Below are 22,370 nucleotides of genomic sequence, written 5' to 3'. Positions count from 1 at the left end.
ATCTTCAGCTCAGTGTTCGATCTGCATTGTTTTGAATGATTTACGATATGTGGCCTGAATAAAAACGCCGGCAAGCGCTGGCGTTTTTATTTCTATTTTTTGACGTACTCATTCCTGCTCTGCACGGCATGACTGAATTTCAAAACGATCGTAGAATAGCCTCAATGGTTCGCATCGTTTGCTAAGTCGAATGTAATCGGTGCTATCGGGTAGCGGCAAATGTCTGTCGATAAATAGCAGTCCCTCATCGCTCAACGTGGATGGAGTGATCGCAGTAAATCTGCCGTGGCCTGCTCCGAGATACTCTTGGCTAGCAATATGTGCCCACCAAGGAGCGTAGACGATTCCAGAATAGCTTGCCAAGAAACTTTGAACTTCTTGCTGCTTCTGTGCTTCGGTAAGCGTGCTCGAGTCTGTGCTTCGAACGGCAGGTAGCCAAACATCCGCGATGTATCCAGTGATGCTAGCGTGGTTCAGGGCGCACCACGCTATGATTGAAAGCAGCGCCGGGATGGGTAGTTCCCCCCGCCTTACATACAAGATAGGAATGCAGATCAAGGCACAGCCGTACAGGACCGCGTTGAAGGCGTAACGTGGCCAGCCATTGGAGAAAAATATCCAGTAACCGAGATGCACAAAAAATGCTATCACTAGCAGCGAGGTTAGTGAGCGGACCTTTATGTCTTGAGTTGACCAGAGCGTCAGCGCTGCACTAAATACTCCCCATGCGAGGAGCCAGGCCATGCCGATGTTGAAACGCTCCTTGAAGGTGATGGCACGAGCATGAATGAGCTGATCAAATGTTGACGAAGCGGATCCGGTTCCCTGTGTGCGAATAAAATGTATATGGTTGTCCCAATTGGTGACCCAACCAATGCTTCCGAGGGAATGCCAACGGTACAGTTCAAATAATACGATCGGAATTAAGGTCCCGATTGCGGCTGCGCTAAGCAATGTCAACCACCTTCTTGTCTCCTGCGTCGATCTCCGTTTCACGATGGACGAACGGACGGCCATATACAACATCATCGACCCTAGAGGGATGACGTAAATCGCTGATAACTCTTTTGCTTCGAAAGAGGCTCCCAACAGTACGCCGGACGCAAAAAAAGTACCTATACGTGGATGGCAGTAGGCGGCGACGACAAAGGCCGTATAGGCGAGCAAGTAAGATTGCAGCTCACCCAAGAAAGCGAACCACTGCTCGTGGTGCATGGTTGTCGTGGAGATTGCAAGCAGCGTGGTTACGGCAGTGAACGCGCACGCACGAGCATGCCCAGACCGTCTGGAAATAAGCATTATCGACAGGCATGTCAGTGCAGTGTTGAAAATTATCAACACCATGCCCGGAATCCATGGAGCGTTTCCAAAAAAGTGGATTGCGACAGCGCCTAGAATGATTGTGCTAGGTCCTGTTCCCAATGCAGGGTGGAATAGCGACCCTCGATGATCTTGGTTGCCATAGTCTAGGCTAAGCAGGTAACCGTCGCCTGCCGCAAGGTTCTTAGACACTACAGCAAAGGATGCGTCGTCAAAGCAGCAGGTCCCCCGATTAAAAGCATTGATAAGAAGTTCTGTCAAGATAAGTGCCAAGCACAGTAGGCTTACGCTGATGAGCAGCCTCTTATGCCACTGCTGCACGCGATTGCTTTGGTTGCCAATCATTTGCATTTGGTTGGTCTCAATGGGCTCAAAATGTTACAAACGGGACGCCGGATTTAGTTAAAATGATTTTGTGCCCGGTGTCGCAATAAGCTTTGCTCTTGCCTGAAACAAAAACCCGGTACGTCTGTGCAGGGAGTGTTGATGCGGTAATGATGGCGTCAAAACCGGAGCGCTCATAGCGGCTATTCTTTAGTGCAGTGGCGACGTCAGGGCGACTCGTTCTGCTGTAGCCAGTATCAAATTCGAAAGCCTGATCTTGTCCAACTAGCGCAATCTTCAGGCTGGGAAAATTCATCGGTCCGACACCGAGAACAGAAGGCGACGCCCATCCTGAGAGGCGCATTGGCATCTGATCGACGGCAGTGAGCGGCTGGATAGCAGTGCTGCGTTCGTTGAGTGAATCTAGCGCACATTCCCGCTCGGCAGCCTTTGGTTGGTTGATCACATGTCCGCGGGGAAAAATCGAAATGTCCAGCGCTTGTCTTATTTGCATCAGCCGGGCGGAAAATGCGCCCGTCGGTATCACTACCGCTTGTCCAACCAAAGCCGCGGTGCCGACATGAGAACAATCCACCTCAACCTTTGAATAATTATCAGCTTTGCTGGCGCCAACCGAGCATCGTCCTGCAGTCATTGGAAGTTGATGCCCGGACAGCGCCCGCGCGCCCAGAACTGAGGTTGGAAGGGTGCTTGTTTGGTCTTTGTCGTGCAGACTCTGTGCCAACCGTACTGGGTCTGGGTATGGTACATGTGCGTGTGGCTTGTTTTGAAAGGCGCTAATATCCCCGTCAAGAAAGCGTGCCGTATTTAATGTGGACATTTTTAAAAAATAAGCGCGTTCCTGCACCTTTGAAAATTGGTCAACACTTTGTATTATGAGTGATCCCGTAACAACAGCAAAGGCAAGGCATGCTGGCACCCTATAAGGGTTTCTTCTATGACCGAAAATGTTATTTGTCGTGGCGAGGCGTAGCGCAAAATAACACGCAGCGATTGATGTTGGTAGAATAGTGTCAGTGTATCGTGATGTAACCTCCGTTAAATCGTGGCCCCGCGAATACGAAATGGCCAAGGAATTAAGCAGTCCGAGGATGTTCAGGCCAAAGAAAAATAGGTCGCTTGTGCTCTTTTGCTGCCGACCTGTTCGTAAGAGCCACATCAGGAGTGGTGTTATCAGGAGGATCTGCCCGATTGCAGGAGGCATTGGCCAGCTGGTGGTAATCCATAATGCGGAGATCCACTCGCCGATGTTCTGGGCCTTTAAGATCGCATGGTATGTAGGTGATGGGGTCAGGCCGTAGCCGATAATGCCGAGCATGCACATCAACATTGCCAGAATTGCCGAGCGGATGCGGATCTCTGGGTCGGTTAAAGATCGAAGAGAAAGCACGCCTGCACAGCAAAATGCGGTGAGCACTCCGTTGGCCATGGCAAGCATTGATGCGCCGACTATCATTAGGGGCAAGATGCATAGAGGGCTACGGAAACTTGTATAGGCACATGCGCTGATCGCAAAAAATGCCAATAGCGCATTGATATAAAATTGACTTTGAAAGCCAACTAGAGTGTTTTCCCAGCCGAACGGAAGGGCGCCGGCGAGTATCACCACGAGGGTCATAGCGATTGCTTTGAAGCGAGTCAATGCTTGGGCTGCAAATAAAACAGGGATCGTAAGTGCTACGCAATAGATTCCACTGGACACAACTGCTTCAAGCTGATTATCCCATTGCTGCCCGTTTACATTAAATAATATGATGGTCAGGAGACGAGTCCAAAAGATACGATGCTCGTTATGTGCGGAAAGTAGTTGTTGCCAAGTCAGGCTGCCGTTCTGAAAGGCGCTGAAAATTGCATTCTCGCCACCCCATTGATCCCAGAACGGGACTGAGCTGCCTGCCGCCATTAACAACATGAAACGCGAGGTCGCCAGCACGACAAACGTTCCAATGCACAGAAGCGTGATTTTACTGAGATGGAACTTTTCGGGAGGATGAGTAGTGGACATCATGTCCTTTTCTGCGAAAAAGAAAGATATTTGTGGCCGATGTAGCTTGTTACCACCGGAACCGCAACGCCAATCCCATGGGCCAAGGTCTCGGCGTGGAAGTCGATCGCCAGGTAAGGAAAGATGATGCGGGCGAGCGCAAGGCTGATCAGTAGGGTTTGAATTACTGCGGCAATATTGACGAGTACGAACCAGAGAATCTGCTTATAAAGTTGTTTATCGCTTCTCTCAAATACGAAGAGCTTATTGAGAGAAAATGCGGTGACCATGCCCAGGCAGTAGGCGATGATGATAGCTGGGACGTAATGAAGCCAATGGCTCAGTAGAATGCGTGAGCCAAAATTGACAACTGCCGCAGTTCCTCCTGCAATCAAGAATAGGGCAAACTGCCGCGACACCAGAATGCGAGTCACGTTGGACTAGCTCTATTGCTGGCTTGAGCTGCCAATGTTGCTCCGACCAATATACTTTCGTTTATTGAGCGATCTTCCGGGTAGTAGTACGCCGTATCCGCCATGTAGAAGCCCTGCAGAGGCGTGCTCATCGACGGCAGCATGTTCTGAAAACCCGGTGGGCAGATGGTCTGCGCATACTCGTAGCGATGACAATGAGTGGCGCGAATCCACTCCGGCTTGAAGTCCGGGTTAATCATCGGCAGGTAGCTGACGACTTCGTCGATCAGTTGCTGATTGCTCCATTGCCACTTCGGATGAGTCTTGGGCATGTAATAGGGCGCGTACACGATATGTTCGCCCGGGCCCTTGCCGGGATTGAGGTTGCTGTACTCGATCAGGCCGGGTATGGAGATCCGGTCATCGCTGATGTTCATCCAGAAGTTCTCGCTGACCGGCTTGGACAGCTTGAGGATCACGCAGGCGACCGGGATGTTCTCGATCGCGGAGACCTGATCGGCAAAGGTCTTTGGCAGGCCCGGCACCATGCCAGGCACGTACTGGATCGGCGCCGTCGATACCACGCCGTCGTAGGCATGATGGCCGTCGCGGGTCCGGATGCCGGTGACCTTGCCGTCGACCGAGGCGACTTCCTCGATCGGTTGCGACAGCAGGATGCGTCCGCCGAGGCGCGCGACTTCTGCGGCCATGCGTTCCAGCAACACGGCCGAGCCGCCTTCCAGATAGCCTATGCTTTCGTTGAAGAGATTGCGCCGCGACAGTGCCACGCGTTTGATTCGGGTGCCGATCCACGACGCGGACAGCTCGTTCTGGTACTCGAAGAACTTAAGCGCGAAGGCCTTCTCCCACATTACCTTGTAGGCCTTAGGGCCGATCCAGCGTGTGATCCAGTCACGGGCATTTTCCTTGTCAAGCGCAGTCCAGTCACTGATGCCCTTGGTGTGCATGACGTGCAAGGCGTAGCGGATCTTGTCGACCAGACCCAGGTGCGGGAAGCCGAGCAGCGCGAACGGCGTTCCCCACTTGTGCAGCTTGCCCTGGTAGTAGTAGCCCATTTTGGTGTCCGTCCAGTGCAGGCGGTCGGACAGCTTCAGCTCCTCGAGCAACTTGAACAGCGGGAAATCGGTCTTGCAGATGAAGTGGTAATAGCGCTCGATGCGCAGGCCGTCGAAATCGAAGTCTGCGGACATGCCGCCGATGCGGTCGTCGCGTTCGTACACGTCGACCTGGTGGCCCTTTTTCAACAGTTCCATGGCAGCCATCAGGCCCATTGGGCCGCTGCCGACGATCGCGAATCTACTCATAGTTCTAAGTCTCGTATGACGGTTCAGCGCTTTAGCACAATATGGCTGTAGCGCGGGTCGGTATAGCTTTCGCGGATCGCATCCTCGAACGGCGTTTGTCGCACGCCGAACACCGCTTCGGTATCGACGCCCTTGAAGTCGTCGCCCGCGCTGAGCGCCTTGAGCTGGTCGGCGGTGAACGGCGGCTTGGAACTGAAGAGCGAATACACCCGCAGCAGGAAGGCGAAGAAGCTGATCGGGATATGCACGATCAGGGTGTGCAGTTTCTTGACCCGCTTGATCGTCTTGATGATGTCGACGTAGTCCACGCGCGTATCGCCAACGATATCGTAGACATCGCCGTCGGGCTCGCGTTCGATGCATTTTGCGATGCAACGGCAGAAGTCGCGCTCGTATAGCGGCTGACGCATGAAGCGGCCATCACCCGGAATCGGGAACACCGGCGTTTTGGCCATGAAGCGCGACAGCCAGCCGAGGTGCTTGGGATCGAACCAGCCGAACATCAGGGTTGGGCGTAGCACGCAGTGGGGCAGGCCACTGGCGACCACCATCTCTTCCTGCGCGCGCTTTGTGTTGGTGTAGTCATCCTTGGCCACCGAGTTCACCACCGAGGAGCTGATGTGCACCAGATACGGCACCTTCGCCGCGCGGCAGGCATCGAGCACGTGCGCGGTCGCGGTCAGGTTGTTTCGGGTGAATAGATCGGTTGTCTTACCGGTGATCTGCGCGTGCAACTGGGCGACGCAGGCTGCACCCTCGAACTCGCGTGCCCAGTCGCCGGGCTCGGCAAGGTCCGCCTGCACCACGCGCACGGCCGGGTGCAGCTCGCGCAGGATCTGCAGGTTGTGCGCATGTTTGTCGATCGCCACCAGCTGGGTGTAGCCCTGCTGTTCGAGTTCGACGATTAGGTTCTGGCCGACCAGGCCCGCGGCGCCGGTGATGACGATCTTGGCGTGTTTGTCCGTCATGTCAGAGCTTGATCCTGCGAAAAATGAATTCCGGGATGTTCTTGATCACCAGCATGATTGCCCACCAGAAACTAGGCAGGTAGGCCACAGCGCGACGCTTGTCCACTGCACTGAGGATCCCCTTGGCAATCTGGTCCGGCTTTGCCCACAGTGCGCCCTTTTTGAAGGCAGCGGTCATGGGGGTGTCGACGAAGCCCGGCTTGATCGTGAGCACGTTGATGCCTTGCGGGCGCAGGTGTTGTCCCAGGCCGCTCAGGTAGGCGGTCACTGCGGCCTTGGCGCTTCCATAGAGGTAATTACTGGCTCGGCCGCGATCTCCGGCCACTGAGGAAATGACTGCTAGCGTAGCGCCCGACGTCAGTCGCGGCACAATCGCTGCGCACAGGGCAATCGTGGAGGTGCCGTTGGTGGCGAATTCGCGCAGCGACAGTTCGACCGATGCGTTACACGCAGCCTGATCCGGCAACGTGCCATGTGCGACCAATACGACATCGACACCGCCCAATGCTGCCCAGGCTGCATCCAGAACCTGGCCATGATGCGCATCGTCGTTGACATCCAGCACGCCGATGCTGGTTCGCGCGCCGCGGGTCGTGAGGTCGGCGGCAATTGTTTCCAGGCGCGGGACTTGGCGGCCGAGCAGGTGGATGGCCACACCGCGTGCGGCGTAGCGTCGGGCGGTTGCTTCGGCAATGGCCGAGGTGGCCCCGATAATGAGGACGCGTTGCATGTCTACTCCGTGACCCGGCGCCAGAAGCCGGAAGAAAAACGTGGATCGAGATAGCTGCCGAACTCGCGCCAGCGGCCATAGGCACGCTGAAACGACTGCGCTGTCATACGTGCGTCCTTGGCAGGGTACAGAGCACCGCCTGCGTCGTCGACAATGCGGTCCAATCGCTCAAGCAGGCGGAAGACGCCAGGACCGGTATTGGGAAAGTCCAATGCCAAGGTCGTGCCTGGCCTTGGGAAAGACAGCATGCCAAGGGAAGGTGTGTTGCCGAATTCCTTCAACACGGCCAGGAACGAGCCGCTGCCGCTGCGCGCGATCTCTGCAAGCAGCGCGTCCACTCCGTCCCGCGCGGTTGCGGGCGGCAAGACACATTGATACTGCAGAAAGCCAGAAGGACCGTACATGCGGTTCCAGTCACGGATTCCATCAAGCGGGTAAAAGAACGGTAAGAGGTGGCTGACGAAGCGTTTGCGCGGCGCGGGCTGGCGCCAGTAATAGAGCGTGTTGAAAGGCCGCAGGGAGAACGTATTCACCAGCGACATCGGCGGAGTGAAAGGCATGGATAGACCTGCACCTGGCGGTTTCGGTCGCTCTTGCGCAAGCCCGGTACAGTGATCTGCGCGGGTAAAGTGCCCGCGACCGCGCGCCTTGCCGCTTGCCAGACAATCGATCCACGCCACACTGTACTCGTGGCTTTCGGCTGCGGCCGCCGACAACGCAAAAAACTCATCAAGCGAGCCGAAGCGAATGTTTTCTGCTTCCAGCATGGGGCCGCCGACCCGACGCAGCTGAATTTCCGCCCAGGTGATCAGGCCGGTCAGCCCAAGTCCTCCCACTGTAGCTGCGAACCAGCGATCGGCCTCATCCGGCGTACACAATCTGCGCTCGCCATCGCTACGCAGCAGCTCGAATGCGCGCACATGGTGGCCAAAATTGCCGGTCCGATGATGGTTCTTGCCATGCACATCGTTGGCAATGGCGCCGGCAACGGTGACGTAGCGCGTGCCGGGCGTCACCGGCAGAAACCAACCTTGCGGCAATACCAGCTCGATGATCTCGGCAAGGGTGACCCCCGCCTCGCAGCGAAGGACGCCATTGCCGGGATCAAAGGCAATGAATCGATCAAGCCCGCGTGCGCACAGCAGTGCGCCATCCGGATTCAGGCAACTATCGCCATAACTGCGTCCGTTACCACGAGGCAGCGCAAAGCCGTCGAATGCGGGCAGATTCGCCGCTCGATCGTTGATCGGTAGCAGCGTCTGCTGCGCTCTGGGATACCGCCCCCAGGATTGCCCCGGCGCCATCAGATGGCACTCAGGGCGAATAATCCGCACAGCACCACAACGATCTGACTGACACGATCGGTGGCAGCGAATACGATCGGGTCGTCATGCATTTCTCCACGATGAGCAATGATCCAGACCCTGCTCACCCAATACAGCAACACCGGGCACACGAGCCAGAGCAGCTTGGGATTGCGGTACAGCTCCACACTCTCGGGACTGTTGATGTACAGCGCCATCACCATCACCGCGATGTAGCCGGCCGCCGCACCCATGGATTGCAGCAGCGAGAGATCCTCCACCGAATAGGCCCGGCCACTGGCCTTGGTCTTGCCGCTGCTCAACATGGCATGCAGTTCCGTGTAGCGCTTGAGCAGCGCGAGCGACAGGAACATGAACATCGAAAATGCCAACAGCCAGAACGACAATTCGATACCGATCGCCACGGCGCCGCCGATGATGCGCACGGTGTAGAGCGCTGCGAGCAGCACCACGTCGATCATCACAATGCGCTTCAAACGTAGCGAATACGCCAAGGTCATGACGTAGTAAGCAAGCAAGACCAGGGTGAATTCAATATTGCATGCCAGCGACAGCAGGAGGCCTGCCACTGTCAGTGCAGGGGCAACCAGTAGGCCATGCAGAAGCGGGAGTCGGCCTGCCGCAAACGGGCGCTTGCGCTTACGCGGATGCTGACGGTCAGGCGTCAAGTCCAGCAGATCATTGAGCACATAGACGCCGGAAGCGCATAAGCCGAATGCGACCAGCGCAATCGTGGATTGCAGCACCGATTCCAGATCCAGGAATCGGTGCGCGGTCAGAAGCGGAACGAACACGAGCAGATTCTTCAGCCATTGGTGCAGGCGCAACGCTTTCAGCCACGCACGGGCCCGCGACGGGGCAGGCCAATGCGCATGCACGGTCGTCCTTTGCGCCGCTGCCCTTGCCAGTGCGGTGCCGTTGTTGACGACCCAGGCGCCCCCGGCCTTGTCCCAGACGTGCAGATCCACGCTGCCGTTGCCCGCGTAATCGAAGTTGCCCTGACCAAACTCCTCGACCAGCACCTCTGCCTTGTTGCGACCAGACAGATTGCGCTTTCCATCACTGGCAATGACCTGCTCGAAGAGGCCCAGATGCTCTGCAATGGGCTGCACCAGGAGTGCGTCGGAGGCGGTGCACAACACGCGCGGGCGTTGCGCTGTGGTGCGCAACAGCTCTAGCACCTGATGGTTGTAGGGCAGGGTCTCTGCAGGCAGGACGACGCGGGACGCAAGTTCGCGCTTCAGCGCGGCCTTGCCACGCAACAGCCACAGCGGCAGCAAGAACACGTAGAGCGGGTTTCGCGCCAGCAACGCCAGCACCGACTCATAGAGAATGTCCGAATTCAAAAGCGTGCCATCCAGATCCACGCACAAGGCGCGTCCCGAAACAACCGGACGGGTGGTGCTGCTGGTAGGGGCGGACATCGACTGCCTGGCGATCCATTGCGGGGCGCCGATTATACCTGTCGTTCACCGCGCGCTCTTGCGGACGGCGAATTCTGCGGCAAGCATAGACACTGCACCGACCAGAATGGCGTACCAAAGCGTCACCAGGCGCGCCGCGACAGCGACCGCAATGGCGTCTGCAGTAGAAATTCCGAGCCGGTTGAGCATCAAGACGATGGCCAGTTCGGTCGAGCCGACGCCACCGGGAACAAACGACAGTGCGCCGATCAGCATCGCAAGTGGGTAAATACCGAGCGCGACAGTAGGCTCCAGTTGCAGGTCCATGCCGACGCAAAGGCTCACGAACACCGCCGATGTCAGTCCCCAGGCGATGAACCCGGCAAGCATGCTTTGCCCGAACGCAGGCAGATCCAGGCAGCTACGCAATTCCAGGGCTGCCGCAAGGAAAAAATGCGCCAGTTGCCGCAGCCAGCGGCCGGGAAGTCGCGCGGTCACGCCTTTCAGGTTGTCCAACAACGCGGGCCAGGCGGCTGCGCCGAACAGCGCGCAGACAAATCCCAGCACGACTGCAGCTAGCGCGCCCAGGGTGGGGAATACGGATGCGGCCAGCAGGGACAGCGACAGGATGACCAAAAGGTCGGATGCGCGCTCGAAGACGAAGACACCCAATGTGCGCTCGGCGGGAATGCCCATCCGCGCGAAGTAGCGAATCCGCATCAATTCGCCTGCCTTGCCTGGCGTAGCGGTCAGGGCGAAGCCCGCCAGATAGCCAGCCAGGCCAAGCCCCATTGGTACGCGATGCCCTTTGCGACGGAGCAGCCATTGCCAGCGCCAGTACCGAAACAGGTACGTCAGCGATACGGGCACGATTGCGAGCAACATCAGGTGCCAGACGTCACTCAGCCGCGAGAACGTCCCGTTCCCGTGGTCTACCCAGACCAATGCGGCGATATAGCCGCCGCATAGCAGCACGACGAAGCCGACCAGATAATCCAGACGGTGCCGCGATGTTGCGGCACCGTTGATGCGGGAAGACGAAGGCGCATCCATTGCAGCAGAAGGGCCTCAGCCCAACGCAGCCTCCAACTCCGGCAGCAGCGTAAACAAATCTCCCACCAGCCCGATATCGGCAATCTCGAAGATCGGCGATTCCGGGTCCTTGTTGATCGCCACAATCGTGCCGGCGTCCTTGATGCCGGTCAGGTGCTGGATGGCGCCGCTGATGCCGATGGCCACATACAGTTCCGGAGCGATGATCTTGCCGGTCTGGCCGACCTGCAGCTCGTTGGGTACGTAGCCGGCGTCCACTGCCGCGCGCGAGGCGCCCACGGCGGCGCCGAGTTTGTCGGCCAGGCTGTAGATATGCTGGAAGTTCTCGGCCGAGCCGACGCCGCGGCCACCAGAGACCACGCGCTTTGCGCTCTGCAGGTCGGGGCGGTCGGAGCTGCCTGCTGCCAGACCGACAAAACGGGTATGGGTCGGCAACGCGGCCTCCACCGTGGCCGCCTCGACCGTCGCGCTTCCACCGCCGGCCGCTTCCGGCCAGGAGGCGCTGCGCACTGTCGCGACCACGATCTGCTCGGCCGGGGCCTTGACGGTGATGATGGCGTTGCCTGCATAGATCGGACGCTTGAAGGTGTAAGCGTCTTCGACCGACATCAGATCGGAGATCTGGTTGACGCCCAGCAGCGCAGCCACGACCGGCATCAGGTCCTTGCCGAAGGTGGTGGAGGGTCCAAAGACATGCGTGTAGCCCTGGCCGGCAAGCTGGGCGATCTGCGGCCCCAGCACCTGCGCGATGGCGTGTTCGTTTGCGGCGTTCGCCACCGTCAGCACTCGGGCAACACCGGCTAACTGCGCGGCTTGCGCTGCAACCGCGGCCGGGTCGGCAGCCAGCACAACCACATCAATTGAGTAGGCCGAGATCGCCAGCGCAGCGCTGAGGGTCTTGGCGGTGGCCGCATTGAGCTGACCGTTGAGATGTTCGGCAACAACGAGAACCTTGGCCATTACAGCAACCCCTTCTGCTTGAGTGCGGCCGCCAGCTCGGCGGCGTCCTTGACCATCACACCGCGGCTGCGCTTGGACGGCGCGGCGTAGTGCGTGGTGGTCAGGCTGTCATGCGCGTCGACGCCCAGGTCGGCAAACGCCAGCGTTTCCAGCGGCTTGCTCTTGGCCTTCATGATGTCCGGCAGCTTGATGAAGCGCGGCTCGTTCAGGCGCAGATCGGTGGTGATCACTGCCGGCAGGTCCACTTCCAGCGTCTCCAGGCCGGCATCGACCTCGCGCGTCACCGTGGCCTTGCCATCGGCAACGACGAGCTTGCCGGCGAAGGTGGCCTGCGGGCGGCCCCAGAGGGTGGCGAGCATCTGGCCGGTCTGATTGGCGTCGTCGTCGATGGCCTGCTTGCCGAGGATGACCAGATCCGGCTGTTCCTTCTCGACCAATTTGAGCAGCGCGCGCGCGGCGGTCAGCGGCTGAACAGCCGCATCGGTCACCACATGGATTGCGCGATTTGCGCCCATGGCCAGGCCGTTGCGCAGGTGCGCAGCCGCATCGGCCGGCGCCAGGGTGGCGACCACGACTTCCGTGGCGATGCCGGCATCGCGCAGGCGCAATGCTTCTTCCAGGGCGATTTCGTCGAACGGGTTGGGCGAGAGCTTGACGCCCTCGGTCACCACGCCGGAGCCATCCGGCTTGACCTGAATGCGGACGTTGTAGTCCACCACGCGCTTGTAGGCGACGAGGATTTTCATCGTGTACGAGATCCTTCAGCTATTGCGGGAAGGCCCGGCCGCGGCGGCAGGCACGGGAGTGGGGGCATTCTAACCGGGTGAAGCGAACCATGCGATGGCGTATGGGTGGTGCGGTGCGGCACGTTGTCTCCCAAATTGGTCAATGCTTAGGCCCGGTATTGCTCTGACCGTATATCCTGTGTCGTTTGAATACGCAGCGCGGTTCGCGCGCGATAAGGAGATAGGCAGTGGCAACTTGGCTAGTAACCGGCGGCGCCGGCTTCATCGGTGGGAACTTTGTTCTTGAAGCAGTGGCTCGCGGGGTGCGCGTGGTCAATCTTGACGCGCTGACCTATGCGGGAAATCTGAACACATTGGCTCCCCTGGAGGGCAACCCGGACCATGTTTTCGTCAAGGGCGACATTGGCGACGGCGCGTTGGTCGCCAGTCTGCTGCACGAACACCAGCCCGATGCGGTGCTGAATTTCGCGGCCGAGAGCCATGTGGATCGCTCGATCGAAGGTCCGGGCGCGTTCATCCAGACCAATGTGGTTGGGACCCTGGCCCTGCTTGAAGCGGTCCGGGACCACTGGAAGGCGCTTCCGAAGGAGCGTCAGGATGCGTTCCGGTTTTTGCATGTGTCCACCGATGAGGTCTACGGCACGTTGGGTGAGACCGGCAAGTTCACCGAAACCACGCCTTACGCGCCCAACTCGCCTTACTCCGCATCGAAGGCTGCTTCCGATCACCTGGTGCGCGCGTTCCACCACACCTACGGTCTGCCGGTGCTGACCACCAATTGTTCGAACAATTATGGTCCGTACCACTTTCCAGAAAAGCTCATTCCGCTGGTAATCGCCAAAGCGCTGGCTGGCGAGCCACTGCCGGTCTATGGCGATGGCAAGCAGGTGCGCGACTGGCTGTTCGTCAGCGATCACTGCGAAGCGATTCGTACCGTGCTGGCGAAGGGCAAGGTCGGCGAGACTTACAATGTCGGTGGCAATTCAGAGCGGCAAAACATCGAGGTCGTACAGGCCATCTGCGCACTGTTGGATCAGCACCGTCCGCGTGACGATGGCAAGCCGCGTGCGAGCCAGATCACCTATGTGACGGATCGCCCGGGCCATGATCGCCGCTATGCGATCGACGCTTCCAAGCTGAAGAACGAACTGGGCTGGGAGCCCGCCTACACCTTCGAGCAGGGCATCGCGCAGACGGTGCACTGGTATTTGACCAACCAGGCCTGGGTGCAGGGCGTGCTGGATGGCAGTTACCGGTTGGAACGGATCGGTGCCTCGGCGTAAAGCGCCCCAGCAAGAGCCCGCGCGGTCGTGTGCGGGCCTCACAAGGAACTATCTCATGACACAACGTAGAGGCATTATTTTGGCGGGTGGGTCGGGCACGCGCCTGTATCCGATCACCAAGGGCGTCAGCAAGCAGCTGCTGCCGGTCTATGACAAGCCAATGATTTATTACCCGCTGAGCGTCCTGATGCTGGCAGGTATTCGCGATATTTTGATCATCAACACGCCGCATGAGCAGGCGCTGTTTCAGTCTCTGCTCGGCGATGGCGCGCAATGGGGAATCAATATTCAGTACGCCGTGCAGCCCAGTCCGGACGGGCTGGCGCAGGCGTATCTGATCGGCCGCGATTTTGTCGATGGCAAGCCGAGTTGCCTGGTGTTGGGCGATAATATTTTCCATGGCCACGGTTTGACCGAAACGCTACGCCGCGCAGACGCGCGCGAGCAGGGTGCGACGGTGTTCGGTTATTGGGTCAACGATCCTGAGCGCTATGGCGTGGCCGAATTCGATCAGCAGGGAAAGGTCATCGATATTGCCGAAAAGCCTGAAAAGCCCCGCTCCAACTATGCGGTCACCGGTCTGTACTTCTATGATGGAAAAGCCAGCGATTATGCGGCCGCCTTGAAACCTTCCCCGCGTGGCGAGCTGGAGATTACCGATCTCAATCGCTGCTATCTCGATGCTGGTGACCTGCATCTTGAGCCGCTGGGACGCGGGTATGCATGGCTGGATACCGGAACGCACCAGTCGCTGCATGAAGCGGCCAATTTCATCGAGACCATCCAGATGCGTCAGGGTCTGCAGGTGTGCTGCCCTGAAGAAATTGCATTCGGTCAGGGCTGGATCGATGCGGAACAGCTGGAGCGGCTGGCCGCCCCATTGCTGAAAAACGACTATGGCAAGTATCTGCACGAATTGGCTGTGCGAGGAGTAGTACCGTGAAAATCGTCGAAACCCGTTTACCAGGGTGTGTGGTCATCGAGCCGGCAGTGTTCGGCGATGAACGCGGATATTTTTTTGAAACATGGAATGCGGAGCGCTTCGGCCAGCATGGTCTGCCGACGAAATTCGTGCAAAGCAACGTGTCCACCTCGGCCAAGGGCGTGCTGCGCGGTTTGCACTACCAGTGGCCGCGTCCCCAGGGCAAGCTGGTCAGCGTGCTTGAGGGTGAGGTCTACGATGTGGCTGTCGATGTCCGCCATGGATCGCCCAACTTCGGGCAGTGGGCAGCCGTGGTGTTGAGCGCGGAAAACAAAAAGCAATTCTGGATTCCAGAGGGATTCGCGCACGGCTTTGCAGTGCTGTCGGAGCGAGCAGTGTTCAGCTACCTATGCACCGACGTCTACGTGAAGGAGGCCGATGCCGGCGTGCGCTGGGATGATGCGGCAATTGGCATCGACTGGCCGATCAGCAACCCATTGTTGTCGGCAAAGGACTCCGCCGCGCCGTTTCTGGGCGATGTCCCGGCCGAACGCCTGCCGGTGTATACGCCGTGACCACGCTGGTACTGGGAGCCAATGGACAGGTCGGCACGGAATTGCTGCGGGCATTGGCTGCCAATGGCCCGATCCTAAGTAGCACCCGCAGTGGTCGGTTGCCGGATGGGGCAGCGTGCGAGGTGGCAGACTTCGACGCACCGCAACGCCTGAGCGAATTGCTGGACCGCTTGCAGCCAAGTTGCGTCGTCAACGCAGCCGCCTATACGGCCGTCGATCGTGCCGAGCAGGAGCGTGATGCCGCCTTCCGTGCCAATGCCGAGGCGCCGGCGGTCATCGCGCAATGGTGCGCGCGCGCCGGTGTGCCCCTGGTCCATTACTCGACCGACTATGTCTTCGATGGACAGGGCACGCGCCCCTATCGGCCGGACGATGCCACCGCGCCGCTCGGCGTGTACGGGCAAAGCAAACTGGCCGGCGAGCAGGCAGTGCAGGCGGCCGGCGGCCGTCATCTGATCTTCCGCACTGCCTGGGTCTACGCGGCGCATGGACACAATTTCCTGCGCACGATGCTGCGCGTGGGCGCCGAGCGCGACGTGCTGCGCGTGGTCGCCGACCAGATCGGCACGCCAACGCCAGCGGCGTTAATCGCCGACATCACGGCGCACGCGCTGCGCCAGCCAGGCGAACCCTCCGGCTTGTGGCATCTGACCGCCGCCGGGCAGACCACCTGGCACGGCTTCGCCGAAGCCATCTTCGCGCAGGCGTGCGCGCGCGGCCTGCTCGCTCATGCGCCGCGCGTGGAGGCGATCAGCACCGCCGACTATCCCACGCCGGCCACGCGCCCGGCCTATTCGCGACTGGATATCCACAGCCTGCAGGACACCTTCGGCGTCCGCCTGCCGGACTGGCAGGATGGACTGAGCCAGGTGCTGGACACGCTCGCCCAGCGATGAGCGTCGTCGGTGGTGCCACCGATCGGTGCGGCTTCAGCACCGACTCATAGCTTGCACTTCGCTTCGGCTACCATCAGGGTTGATCCGCGCCGGACCGGCGATCTGCTCCACGCAGGTCGCGGCCGACGTGGATGTGCCGCTGAAGCGGATGCCACGCACGATGCATACGTTGGATGCATGCAGGTGTGCGCTGTATCGCATCAGCCGGCACCGTGCAGGTTCTCGCGTATCCCCCAGCGGGCGCGCCAGCCCCATTGCGGGCTGGGCCGTCCCGTCATTACGCCGTGACCTGCATGCAGCGCGCTACATCCTCCCCCATCCAATGTCGCAAGGAATTCCAATGAAGATCGCTGTCGCGGGTACCGGCTATGTCGGTCTGTCCAATGGCGTATTGCTCGCCAAGCACCATGAGGTGGTGGCGCTGGACATCGTCGAGTCCAAGGTGAAGCTACTCAACGAAGGCCGCTCGCCGATCGTCGACAAGGAACTCGAGGCCGCGCTGGCCCAGGGTGGCTTGAACTTCAAGGCTACCCTGGACGCCAAGGAGGCGTTTGCCGGCGCAGAGTTCGTGATCATCGCTACGCCCACCGACTACGATCCGGACACCAACTATTTCAACACTGGGTCGATCGAGGTCGTGATCGCCAAGGTGCTGGAGATCAATCCGCAGGCGACCATGGTGATCAAGTCGACCATTCCGGTCGGCTACGTCGCCAAGCTGCGCGCGCAGTTCGGCACCGACAACATCATCTTCTCGCCCGAATTCCTGCGCGAAGGCCGGGCGTTGTACGACAACCTGTACCCGTCCCGGATCATCGTCGGCGAGCGTTCGGCGCGTGCGGAAACCTTCGCGCGGCTGTTGCAGGAAGGCGCGCTCAAGCCCGACGTGCCGGTGTTGTTCACCGAGCCGACCGAGGCCGAGGCGATCAAGCTGTTCGCCAATACCTACCTGGCGATGCGCGTGTCCTACTTCAACGAACTGGACACCTACGCGCTTACCCATGGGTTGGATAGCCGCCAGATCATCGAGGGCATCTGCCTGGATCCGCGTATCGGCAGCCACTACAACAATCCTTCCTTCGGCTATGGCGGTTACTGCCTGCCCAAGGACACCAAGCAGTTGCTAGCCAACTATCAGAGCGTGCCGCAGAACATCATCCGGGCGATCGTCGATTCCAATACGACCCGCAAGGACTTCATTGCCGCCGACGTGCTACGGCGCAATCCCAAGGTGGTCGGCATCTATCGGCTGATCATGAAGGCCGGATCGGACAATTTCCGTTCGTCCAGCATCCAGGGGGTGATGAAGCGCCTCAAGGCCAAGGGCGTGGACGTCATCGTGTACGAGCCGACGCTGAGCGATCCTGAGTTCTTCCGTTCGCGCGTGGTCAACGACCTGGAGGCCTTCAAGCGCGAAGCCGATGTCATCATCAGCAATCGCATGGCCGACGCGCTGCAGGATGTGCAGGACAAGGTGTATACGCGCGACCTGTTCGGCGACAACTGAGCCAGACAGGCGCTTGAGTCCTGGCGGGTGGCGATGCCATCCGTCCAGGACGCCCATGGGACTCACGGCGATGCGGTGCTATGTACCTGCTTCGCAGGCAGGTACCCGCGGTGGCGAACCGTGGGCGATGCAGCTGCGTTGCCCGCATTCACAGGTGTGCGACACAGCCAATGAGGCGTGTGGCCTCTGATCCGCGCGCGAACCGTATTGCGATAAACGTGGCCACGGATAACGCAGGACGGCGGCCGAAGGCCGCCGTCGATATTGCCGTCTACGGTGAGACGCGCGATCAAGCGCGGCCGTAGGTGTCTTCGAAGCGCACGATATCGTCTTCGCCCAGATAGCTGCCGGACTGCACCTCGATCAATTCCAGCGGCAGCTTGCCCGGATTGCGCAAGCGATGGGTGACGCCCAGCGGGATGTAGGTGCTCTGGTTTTCGGTCAGCAGCAGCACTTCTTCGCCACGCGTCACTTCGGCGGTGCCGCTCACCACGATCCAGTGTTCGGCGCGGTGGTGATGCATCTGCAGGCTCAGCACCGCACCGGGTTTGACGGTGATGCGCTTGACCTGGTGGCGTTGGCCCATGTCGATGGAATCGTAAGCGCCCCATGGACGATAGACCTTGCGATGCCAGGTGGCCTCGGAACGGCCAGCGGTCTTGATCTGGCTGACGACGTCCTTGACCTCCTGGATGCGGTCGCGGTGGCCGACCAGCACGGCGTCCGGCGTTTCAACGACCACCACATCCTCAAGCCCAACCATGGCGATCAGGCGCGAGCCGTACGCATACGTGTTCTGGCAATCGAGCTGGATCACGTCGCCATGGTGCGCGTTGCCTTGCGCATCCTGGCTGGAAACATCCAGCAGCGAAGACCACGAACCGACGTCGTTCCAGCCCGCGTCCAAGGGCACCACAACCGCATCGGCGGTCTTTTCCATCACGGCATAATCGATTGAATCCGACGGGCTGGCGGCGAAGGCGTCCTTGTCCAGACGGGTGAAATCGGCGTCGCGCTTGCCGTTTTCCCACGCCTTCTGGCACGCATCGGCAATAGCCGGATGGAACTTGCGCAGCTCTTCGAGGTAACGCGACGCACGGAACAGGAACATGCCGCTGTTCCAGTAGTACTCGCCGCTTGCCAGGTAGCTTTGTGCGGTGGCGAGGTCGGGCTTCTCGACGAAGCGCTCGACTGCGCTTGCACCGGTACCGGCGCCGGCCTTGATATAGCCATAGCCGGTTTCGGGCGCAGTCGGCTTGATGCCGAAGGTCACCAGCTTGCCTTGCTCGGCAGCAGTCGCTGCCAAGGTCACTGCCGCCTGGAACGCAGCCTCGTTCTGAATGACGTGGTCGGAAGGCAGCACCAGCAATAGCGGGTCGGCACCGTCGCGGGTCGCTTCCAGCGCTGCAACGGCAATTGCCGGCGCCGTGTTGCGTCCCTTGGGCTCCAGCAGGATGGCCGAAGGCTTCACGCCTAACTGCTGCAACTGCTCGGCGGCCATGAAGCGGTGTTCTTCATTGGCGACCACGATGGGGGCGTGACCTGCGACGGGAGCCGCGCGCAGCCAGGTCGACTGCAGCATGCTCTTGTCGCCGACCAGCGGCAGGAACTGCTTGGGATAGGACTCGCGCGACAGCGGCCACAGGCGCGTGCCGGAGCCGCCGGACAAGATAATGGGTAGGACGTCGCTCATGGGCGGGGGAAACTCCAAAGTGCGTCTATGGGTGGGAGAGGGGTCAATCAGCCGCGCAACAGGTCAGAAATTTCCTGCGTACGCGTTTCCAGCAGTGCGGCATCGCCGCGCGTTTCCACGTTTAGGCGCAGCAGCGGCTCGGTATTGGAGCTCCGCAGGTTGAAACGCCATTGGCCAAAATCGGCGCTGATGCCGTCGGTGTAATCCAGCTCCGGCGACAACGACGCGTAATGCTCCATCACGCGGGCAACGGAGGCCTTGGCATCGGCCACCTTGAAGTTGATCTCGCCGCTGCAGGGGAATTTCTGCATGCGCGCTTCGACCAGATCGGCCAGCGAACGGCCCGACTGCGACACCAGTTCGGCGATCAGCAGCCACGGAATCATGCCGGAGTCTGCGTAGGCGAACTCGCGGAAATAGTGGTGCGCGCTCATCTCGCCGCCGTAGACGGCATTTTCGCTGCGCATCTTTTCCTTGATGAAGGCGTGGCCGCTCTTGCACAGCACCGGAATGCCGCCGGCTTCTTCGACCTGCTCGACCGTGTTCCAGGTCAGGCGCGGGTCGTGCACGACCTTGCCGCCCGGCTGCTTGGCAAGGATGGCCTGTGCCAGCAGGCCGACCAGGTAATAGCCTTCGATGAAGCGGCCGGTGTGATCGAAGAAGAAACAACGGTCGAAGTCGCCGTCCCACGCGATACCGAAATCGGCGCCGTTGTCCTTGACCGCCTTGGCGGTGGCGTCACGGTTTTCCGGCAGCAGCGGGTTCGGAATGCCGTTGGGGAAGTTGCCATCGGGCTCATGGAACACGCGCACGAACTCGAACGGCAGATGCGGCGCAAGCAGGTCGACGATCAGACCGGCGCCGCCATTGCCGGCATTGACCACCAGCTTGAGCGGCTTGAGCGTGCTGCGGTCCACGTAGCTGAGCAGGTGCTCCAGGTACTCGGTCTTGTCGGTGCGGCTCTGCTCACTGGCGGTGGGCTCGCCCGGCGCTGCGGTATCGGCCGCGACCGTGTCGCGGATGGCGAACAGACCGGTGTCCGAGCTGATCGGTCGCGCTTGCTCGCGGACCAGCTTCATCCCGTTGTAGTCCATCGGGTTGTGACTGGCGGTCACCATCACGCCGCCGGCAGCCTTGAGGTAATCGGTCTGGAAATAGACTTCCTCGGTGCCGCACAGGCCGATGTCGATCACTTCACGGCCACTGGCGCGCAGGCCCGCCGAAAGCGCTTCCTGCAGCGCCGGGCTGGCCAGGCGCACGTCGTGGCCCAGGACCACCGGCCCTTGATCCAGCTGCGCCGCCAGCGCCACGCCGATGCGGCGGGCCAAGTCCTCGTTGAGTTCATCCGGCACACGGCCGCGAATGTCGTAGGCCTTGAAGGCGGGTAGCGTCATGGGCAAATCCTGAAGTGGGGGACGCCCGAGTTTAGCGGCTGCGCCGTGTCTTGGGTGTGGCGGAATTGCGACCGGGGACAGGGAACAGTCAGCGGATAGAATGGGCGCTTCACATCAGCGAGGTGAGGGCGGTGATGCGCAGTGACGGACGTGGTGCGGCAAGCGGCAAACGCTATGCCGATGCCAAGGCAGCACTGGACGGGGTACTGGCCAATGGTCAGACCCTGGCGGTGGGCGGCTTTGGGTTGTGTGGAATCCCGGAGGCATTGATTGCAGCCGTGCGCGACAGTGGAATCGGCGGGTTGACCGTGATCTCGAACAACGCCGGCGTCGACGGATTCGGGCTTGGTCAATTATTGGCCACCCGGCAGATCCGCAAGATGATTTCGTCCTACGTGGGCGAAAACAAGGAATTCGAACGCCAATACCTGGCGGGCGAGCTCGAGCTGGAGTTCAATCCGCAAGGCACCCTGGCCGAGCGTTTGCGCGCCGGTGGCGCGGGCATTCCTGCGTTTTACACTGCCACCGGCTACGGCACGATCGTGGCCCAGGGCAAGGAAACGCGCGAATTCGACGGCAAGCATTACGTGCTTGAAACCGCGTTGCAGGCCGACGTGGCGCTGGTCAAGGCATGGCGCGCCGATACCGCCGGCAACCTGGTATTCCGTAAGACCGCGCGCAATTTCAATCCCGCCTGCGCCATGGCTGGACGCGTGTGCATCGCCGAGGTCGAGGACATCGTGGAGCTGGGCGATATCGATCCGGATCAGGTGCATCTGCCCGGCATTTACGTGGACCGCCTGGTGCTCAACGCCACGCCGGAAAAACGCATCGAACAGCGCACCGTGCGCGAAGGACAGCAGTGATGGCCTGGACCAGAGACCAGATGGCCGCACGCGCGGCACGCGAACTGACCGATGGTGCCTACGTCAACCTGGGCATCGGCCTGCCGACGCTGGTCGCCAACCACATTCCCGACGGTGTGGATGTGTGGCTGCAGTCGGAGAACGGCCTGCTTGGCATCGGCCCGTTTCCAAGCGAAGACGAAGTGGATGCAGACCTGATCAATGCAGGCAAGCAGACCGTGACCGCCCGCGCCGGTGCCAGCTATTTCGGCAGCCACGATTCATTCGCGATGATCCGTGGCGGCCACATCGACCTGGCGATTCTCGGCGCAATGCAGGTCACCGACCGTGGCGATCTGGCCAACTGGATGGTGCCCGGCAAGATGGTCAAGGGCATGGGCGGTGCAATGGATCTGGTGGCCGGCGTCAAACGCGTGGTGGTGTTGATGGAGCACGTCGCCAAGGACGGAAGCCATAAGATCTTGCGCCAATGCGACCTGCCACTGACCGGTGTCGGCGTGGTGGACCGCATCATTACCGATCTGGCAGTGTTCGATGTCACTGCAGATGGATTGGTGCTGGTGGAGGCGGCAGACGGAGTGGAGTTGGACGAGTTGCGCCACAAGACGGGCGTTGAATTTGCGACCTGACCGAGGCGATCTACGCAACGGCGAGCGCATGAG

The 22,370-nt window shown here is 60.0% G+C and carries 20 protein-coding genes; 7 read left to right on the top strand and 13 right to left on the bottom strand.

Annotated features, from left to right (window positions below; translation table 11 throughout):
• Positions 1 to 108: 108 nt before the first annotated feature.
• The 11 genes from J7396_RS17295 to J7396_RS17245 all read right to left on the bottom strand — a co-directional run bounded on the left by J7396_RS17295 (position 109) and on the right by J7396_RS17245 (position 12,572).
• Positions 109 to 1,671, bottom strand: a complete 1,563-nt coding sequence (locus J7396_RS17295) for a hypothetical protein (protein ID WP_008576920.1) — start codon at positions 1,669 to 1,671, stop codon at positions 109 to 111.
• A 19-nt stretch (positions 1,672 to 1,690) separates the two neighbouring features.
• Positions 1,691 to 3,670, bottom strand: coding sequence for a hypothetical protein (locus J7396_RS17290; protein ID WP_126952644.1), 1,980 nt, complete (start codon positions 3,668 to 3,670; stop codon positions 1,691 to 1,693).
• Complete coding sequence (locus J7396_RS17285; protein ID WP_033479217.1) at positions 3,670 to 4,071, bottom strand: GtrA family protein; 402 nt, start codon at positions 4,069 to 4,071, stop codon at positions 3,670 to 3,672. The genes J7396_RS17290 and J7396_RS17285 overlap by 1 nt, the downstream gene beginning before the upstream one ends.
• An 8-nt stretch (positions 4,072 to 4,079) precedes the next feature.
• Positions 4,080 to 5,387, bottom strand: a complete 1,308-nt coding sequence (locus J7396_RS17280; protein ID WP_033479208.1) for an NAD(P)/FAD-dependent oxidoreductase — start codon at positions 5,385 to 5,387, stop codon at positions 4,080 to 4,082.
• A 23-nt stretch (positions 5,388 to 5,410) separates the two neighbouring features.
• Positions 5,411 to 6,355 (bottom strand): NAD-dependent epimerase/dehydratase family protein, encoded by a 945-nt coding sequence (locus J7396_RS17275; RefSeq protein ID WP_209261802.1) that lies wholly within the window; start codon positions 6,353 to 6,355, stop codon positions 5,411 to 5,413.
• Position 6,356: 1 nt separating this feature from the next.
• Positions 6,357 to 7,085, bottom strand: coding sequence for an SDR family oxidoreductase (locus J7396_RS17270; protein WP_209261801.1), 729 nt, complete (start codon positions 7,083 to 7,085; stop codon positions 6,357 to 6,359).
• Positions 7,086 to 7,087: 2 nt separating this feature from the next.
• Complete coding sequence (locus J7396_RS17265) at positions 7,088 to 8,389, bottom strand: FAD-binding oxidoreductase (protein WP_008576931.1); 1,302 nt, start codon at positions 8,387 to 8,389, stop codon at positions 7,088 to 7,090.
• Positions 8,389 to 9,777, bottom strand: a complete 1,389-nt coding sequence (locus tag J7396_RS17260; RefSeq protein ID WP_008576933.1) for a UbiA family prenyltransferase — start codon at positions 9,775 to 9,777, stop codon at positions 8,389 to 8,391. Before J7396_RS17260 ends, J7396_RS17265 begins: the two co-directional genes overlap by 1 nt.
• Positions 9,778 to 9,879: 102 nt before the next feature.
• Positions 9,880 to 10,866 (bottom strand): lysylphosphatidylglycerol synthase transmembrane domain-containing protein, encoded by a 987-nt coding sequence (locus J7396_RS17255; RefSeq protein ID WP_209261800.1) that lies wholly within the window; start codon positions 10,864 to 10,866, stop codon positions 9,880 to 9,882.
• A gap of 15 nt (positions 10,867 to 10,881) precedes the next feature.
• Positions 10,882 to 11,826 carry an electron transfer flavoprotein subunit alpha/FixB family protein gene (locus J7396_RS17250; RefSeq protein WP_209261799.1) on the bottom strand — a complete coding sequence of 315 codons (945 nt, stop codon included), beginning with the start codon at positions 11,824 to 11,826 and terminating at the stop codon, positions 10,882 to 10,884.
• A complete protein-coding gene (locus J7396_RS17245; protein WP_209261798.1) occupies positions 11,826 to 12,572 on the bottom strand; it encodes an electron transfer flavoprotein subunit beta/FixA family protein in 747 nt (248 codons plus the stop codon). Before J7396_RS17245 ends, J7396_RS17250 begins: the two co-directional genes overlap by 1 nt.
• Before the next feature lie 227 nt (positions 12,573 to 12,799).
• On the opposite strand from J7396_RS17245, the gene rfbB reads away from it, so the two are divergent.
• The 5 genes from rfbB to J7396_RS17220 all read left to right on the top strand — a co-directional run bounded on the left by rfbB (position 12,800) and on the right by J7396_RS17220 (position 17,755).
• On the top strand, positions 12,800 to 13,855 hold the full coding sequence (gene rfbB / locus J7396_RS17240) for a dTDP-glucose 4,6-dehydratase (protein ID WP_057680819.1): 1,056 nt from the start codon (positions 12,800 to 12,802) through the stop codon (positions 13,853 to 13,855).
• A 55-nt stretch (positions 13,856 to 13,910) separates the two neighbouring features.
• Positions 13,911 to 14,798: a glucose-1-phosphate thymidylyltransferase RfbA gene (gene rfbA / locus J7396_RS17235; protein ID WP_031424432.1), complete on the top strand. Its 888-nt coding sequence runs from the start codon at positions 13,911 to 13,913 to the stop codon at positions 14,796 to 14,798.
• Positions 14,795 to 15,352, top strand: a complete 558-nt coding sequence (gene rfbC / locus J7396_RS17230; protein WP_011052372.1) for a dTDP-4-dehydrorhamnose 3,5-epimerase — start codon at positions 14,795 to 14,797, stop codon at positions 15,350 to 15,352. Before rfbA ends, rfbC begins: the two co-directional genes overlap by 4 nt.
• Positions 15,349 to 16,248 carry a dTDP-4-dehydrorhamnose reductase gene (gene rfbD, locus J7396_RS17225; protein ID WP_209261797.1) on the top strand — a complete coding sequence of 300 codons (900 nt, stop codon included), beginning with the start codon at positions 15,349 to 15,351 and terminating at the stop codon, positions 16,246 to 16,248. The genes rfbC and rfbD overlap by 4 nt, the downstream gene beginning before the upstream one ends.
• Positions 16,249 to 16,588: 340 nt before the next feature.
• Complete coding sequence (locus J7396_RS17220; protein WP_008576953.1) at positions 16,589 to 17,755, top strand: nucleotide sugar dehydrogenase; 1,167 nt, start codon at positions 16,589 to 16,591, stop codon at positions 17,753 to 17,755.
• A 289-nt stretch (positions 17,756 to 18,044) separates the two neighbouring features.
• Here the strand turns inward: J7396_RS17220 and J7396_RS17215 are convergent, their stop codons facing one another.
• Together J7396_RS17215 and J7396_RS17210 are read right to left on the bottom strand one after the other, a co-directional pair.
• Positions 18,045 to 19,448, bottom strand: coding sequence for a mannose-1-phosphate guanylyltransferase/mannose-6-phosphate isomerase (locus J7396_RS17215; protein WP_008576956.1), 1,404 nt, complete (start codon positions 19,446 to 19,448; stop codon positions 18,045 to 18,047).
• Between the two features lie 47 nt (positions 19,449 to 19,495).
• A complete protein-coding gene (locus J7396_RS17210) occupies positions 19,496 to 20,842 on the bottom strand; it encodes a phosphomannomutase/phosphoglucomutase (RefSeq protein ID WP_008576959.1) in 1,347 nt (448 codons plus the stop codon).
• 134 nt (positions 20,843 to 20,976) lie between these two features.
• Here J7396_RS17210 and J7396_RS17205 point away from each other — a divergent pair, with 134 nt between their 5' ends.
• Together J7396_RS17205 and J7396_RS17200 are read left to right on the top strand one after the other, a co-directional pair.
• Positions 20,977 to 21,708: a CoA transferase subunit A gene (locus tag J7396_RS17205; RefSeq protein ID WP_008576961.1), complete on the top strand. Its 732-nt coding sequence runs from the start codon at positions 20,977 to 20,979 to the stop codon at positions 21,706 to 21,708.
• Positions 21,708 to 22,337 (top strand): CoA transferase subunit B, encoded by a 630-nt coding sequence (locus tag J7396_RS17200; protein WP_008576962.1) that lies wholly within the window; start codon positions 21,708 to 21,710, stop codon positions 22,335 to 22,337. The genes J7396_RS17205 and J7396_RS17200 overlap by 1 nt, the downstream gene beginning before the upstream one ends.
• Positions 22,338 to 22,370: the final 33 nt, after the last annotated feature.

It is taken from the genome of Xanthomonas sp. A1809 (genome assembly GCF_017746015.1).
Lineage (GTDB): Bacteria > Pseudomonadota > Gammaproteobacteria > Xanthomonadales > Xanthomonadaceae > Xanthomonas > Xanthomonas euvesicatoria.
This window is presented reverse-complemented; position numbering and strand designations above follow the sequence as displayed.

Bases quoted from the DNA above. Each gene is read 5' to 3' on its own strand.
- J7396_RS17295 (WP_008576920.1), bottom strand. From the start codon at position 1,671: ATGCAAATGATTGGCAACCAAAGCAATCGCGTGCAGCAGTGGCATAAG.
- J7396_RS17290 (WP_126952644.1), bottom strand. From the start codon at position 3,670: ATGTCCACTACTCATCCTCCCGAAAAGTTCCATCTCAGTAAAATCACG.
- J7396_RS17280 (WP_033479208.1), bottom strand. From the start codon at position 5,387: ATGAGTAGATTCGCGATCGTCGGCAGCGGCCCAATGGGCCTGATGGCT.
- J7396_RS17275 (WP_209261802.1), bottom strand. From the start codon at position 6,355: ATGACGGACAAACACGCCAAGATCGTCATCACCGGCGCCGCGGGCCTG.
- J7396_RS17270 (WP_209261801.1), bottom strand. From the start codon at position 7,085: ATGCAACGCGTCCTCATTATCGGGGCCACCTCGGCCATTGCCGAAGCA.
- J7396_RS17265 (WP_008576931.1), bottom strand. From the start codon at position 8,389: ATGGCGCCGGGGCAATCCTGGGGGCGGTATCCCAGAGCGCAGCAGACG.
- J7396_RS17255 (WP_209261800.1), bottom strand. From the start codon at position 10,866: ATGGATGCGCCTTCGTCTTCCCGCATCAACGGTGCCGCAACATCGCGG.
- J7396_RS17250 (WP_209261799.1), bottom strand. From the start codon at position 11,826: ATGGCCAAGGTTCTCGTTGTTGCCGAACATCTCAACGGTCAGCTCAAT.
- J7396_RS17245 (WP_209261798.1), bottom strand. From the start codon at position 12,572: ATGAAAATCCTCGTCGCCTACAAGCGCGTGGTGGACTACAACGTCCGC.
- rfbA (WP_031424432.1), top strand. From the start codon at position 13,911: ATGACACAACGTAGAGGCATTATTTTGGCGGGTGGGTCGGGCACGCGC.
- J7396_RS17220 (WP_008576953.1), top strand. From the start codon at position 16,589: ATGAAGATCGCTGTCGCGGGTACCGGCTATGTCGGTCTGTCCAATGGC.
- J7396_RS17215 (WP_008576956.1), bottom strand. From the start codon at position 19,448: ATGAGCGACGTCCTACCCATTATCTTGTCCGGCGGCTCCGGCACGCGC.
- J7396_RS17210 (WP_008576959.1), bottom strand. From the start codon at position 20,842: ATGACGCTACCCGCCTTCAAGGCCTACGACATTCGCGGCCGTGTGCCG.
- J7396_RS17205 (WP_008576961.1), top strand. From the start codon at position 20,977: ATGCGCAGTGACGGACGTGGTGCGGCAAGCGGCAAACGCTATGCCGAT.
- J7396_RS17200 (WP_008576962.1), top strand. From the start codon at position 21,708: ATGGCCTGGACCAGAGACCAGATGGCCGCACGCGCGGCACGCGAACTG.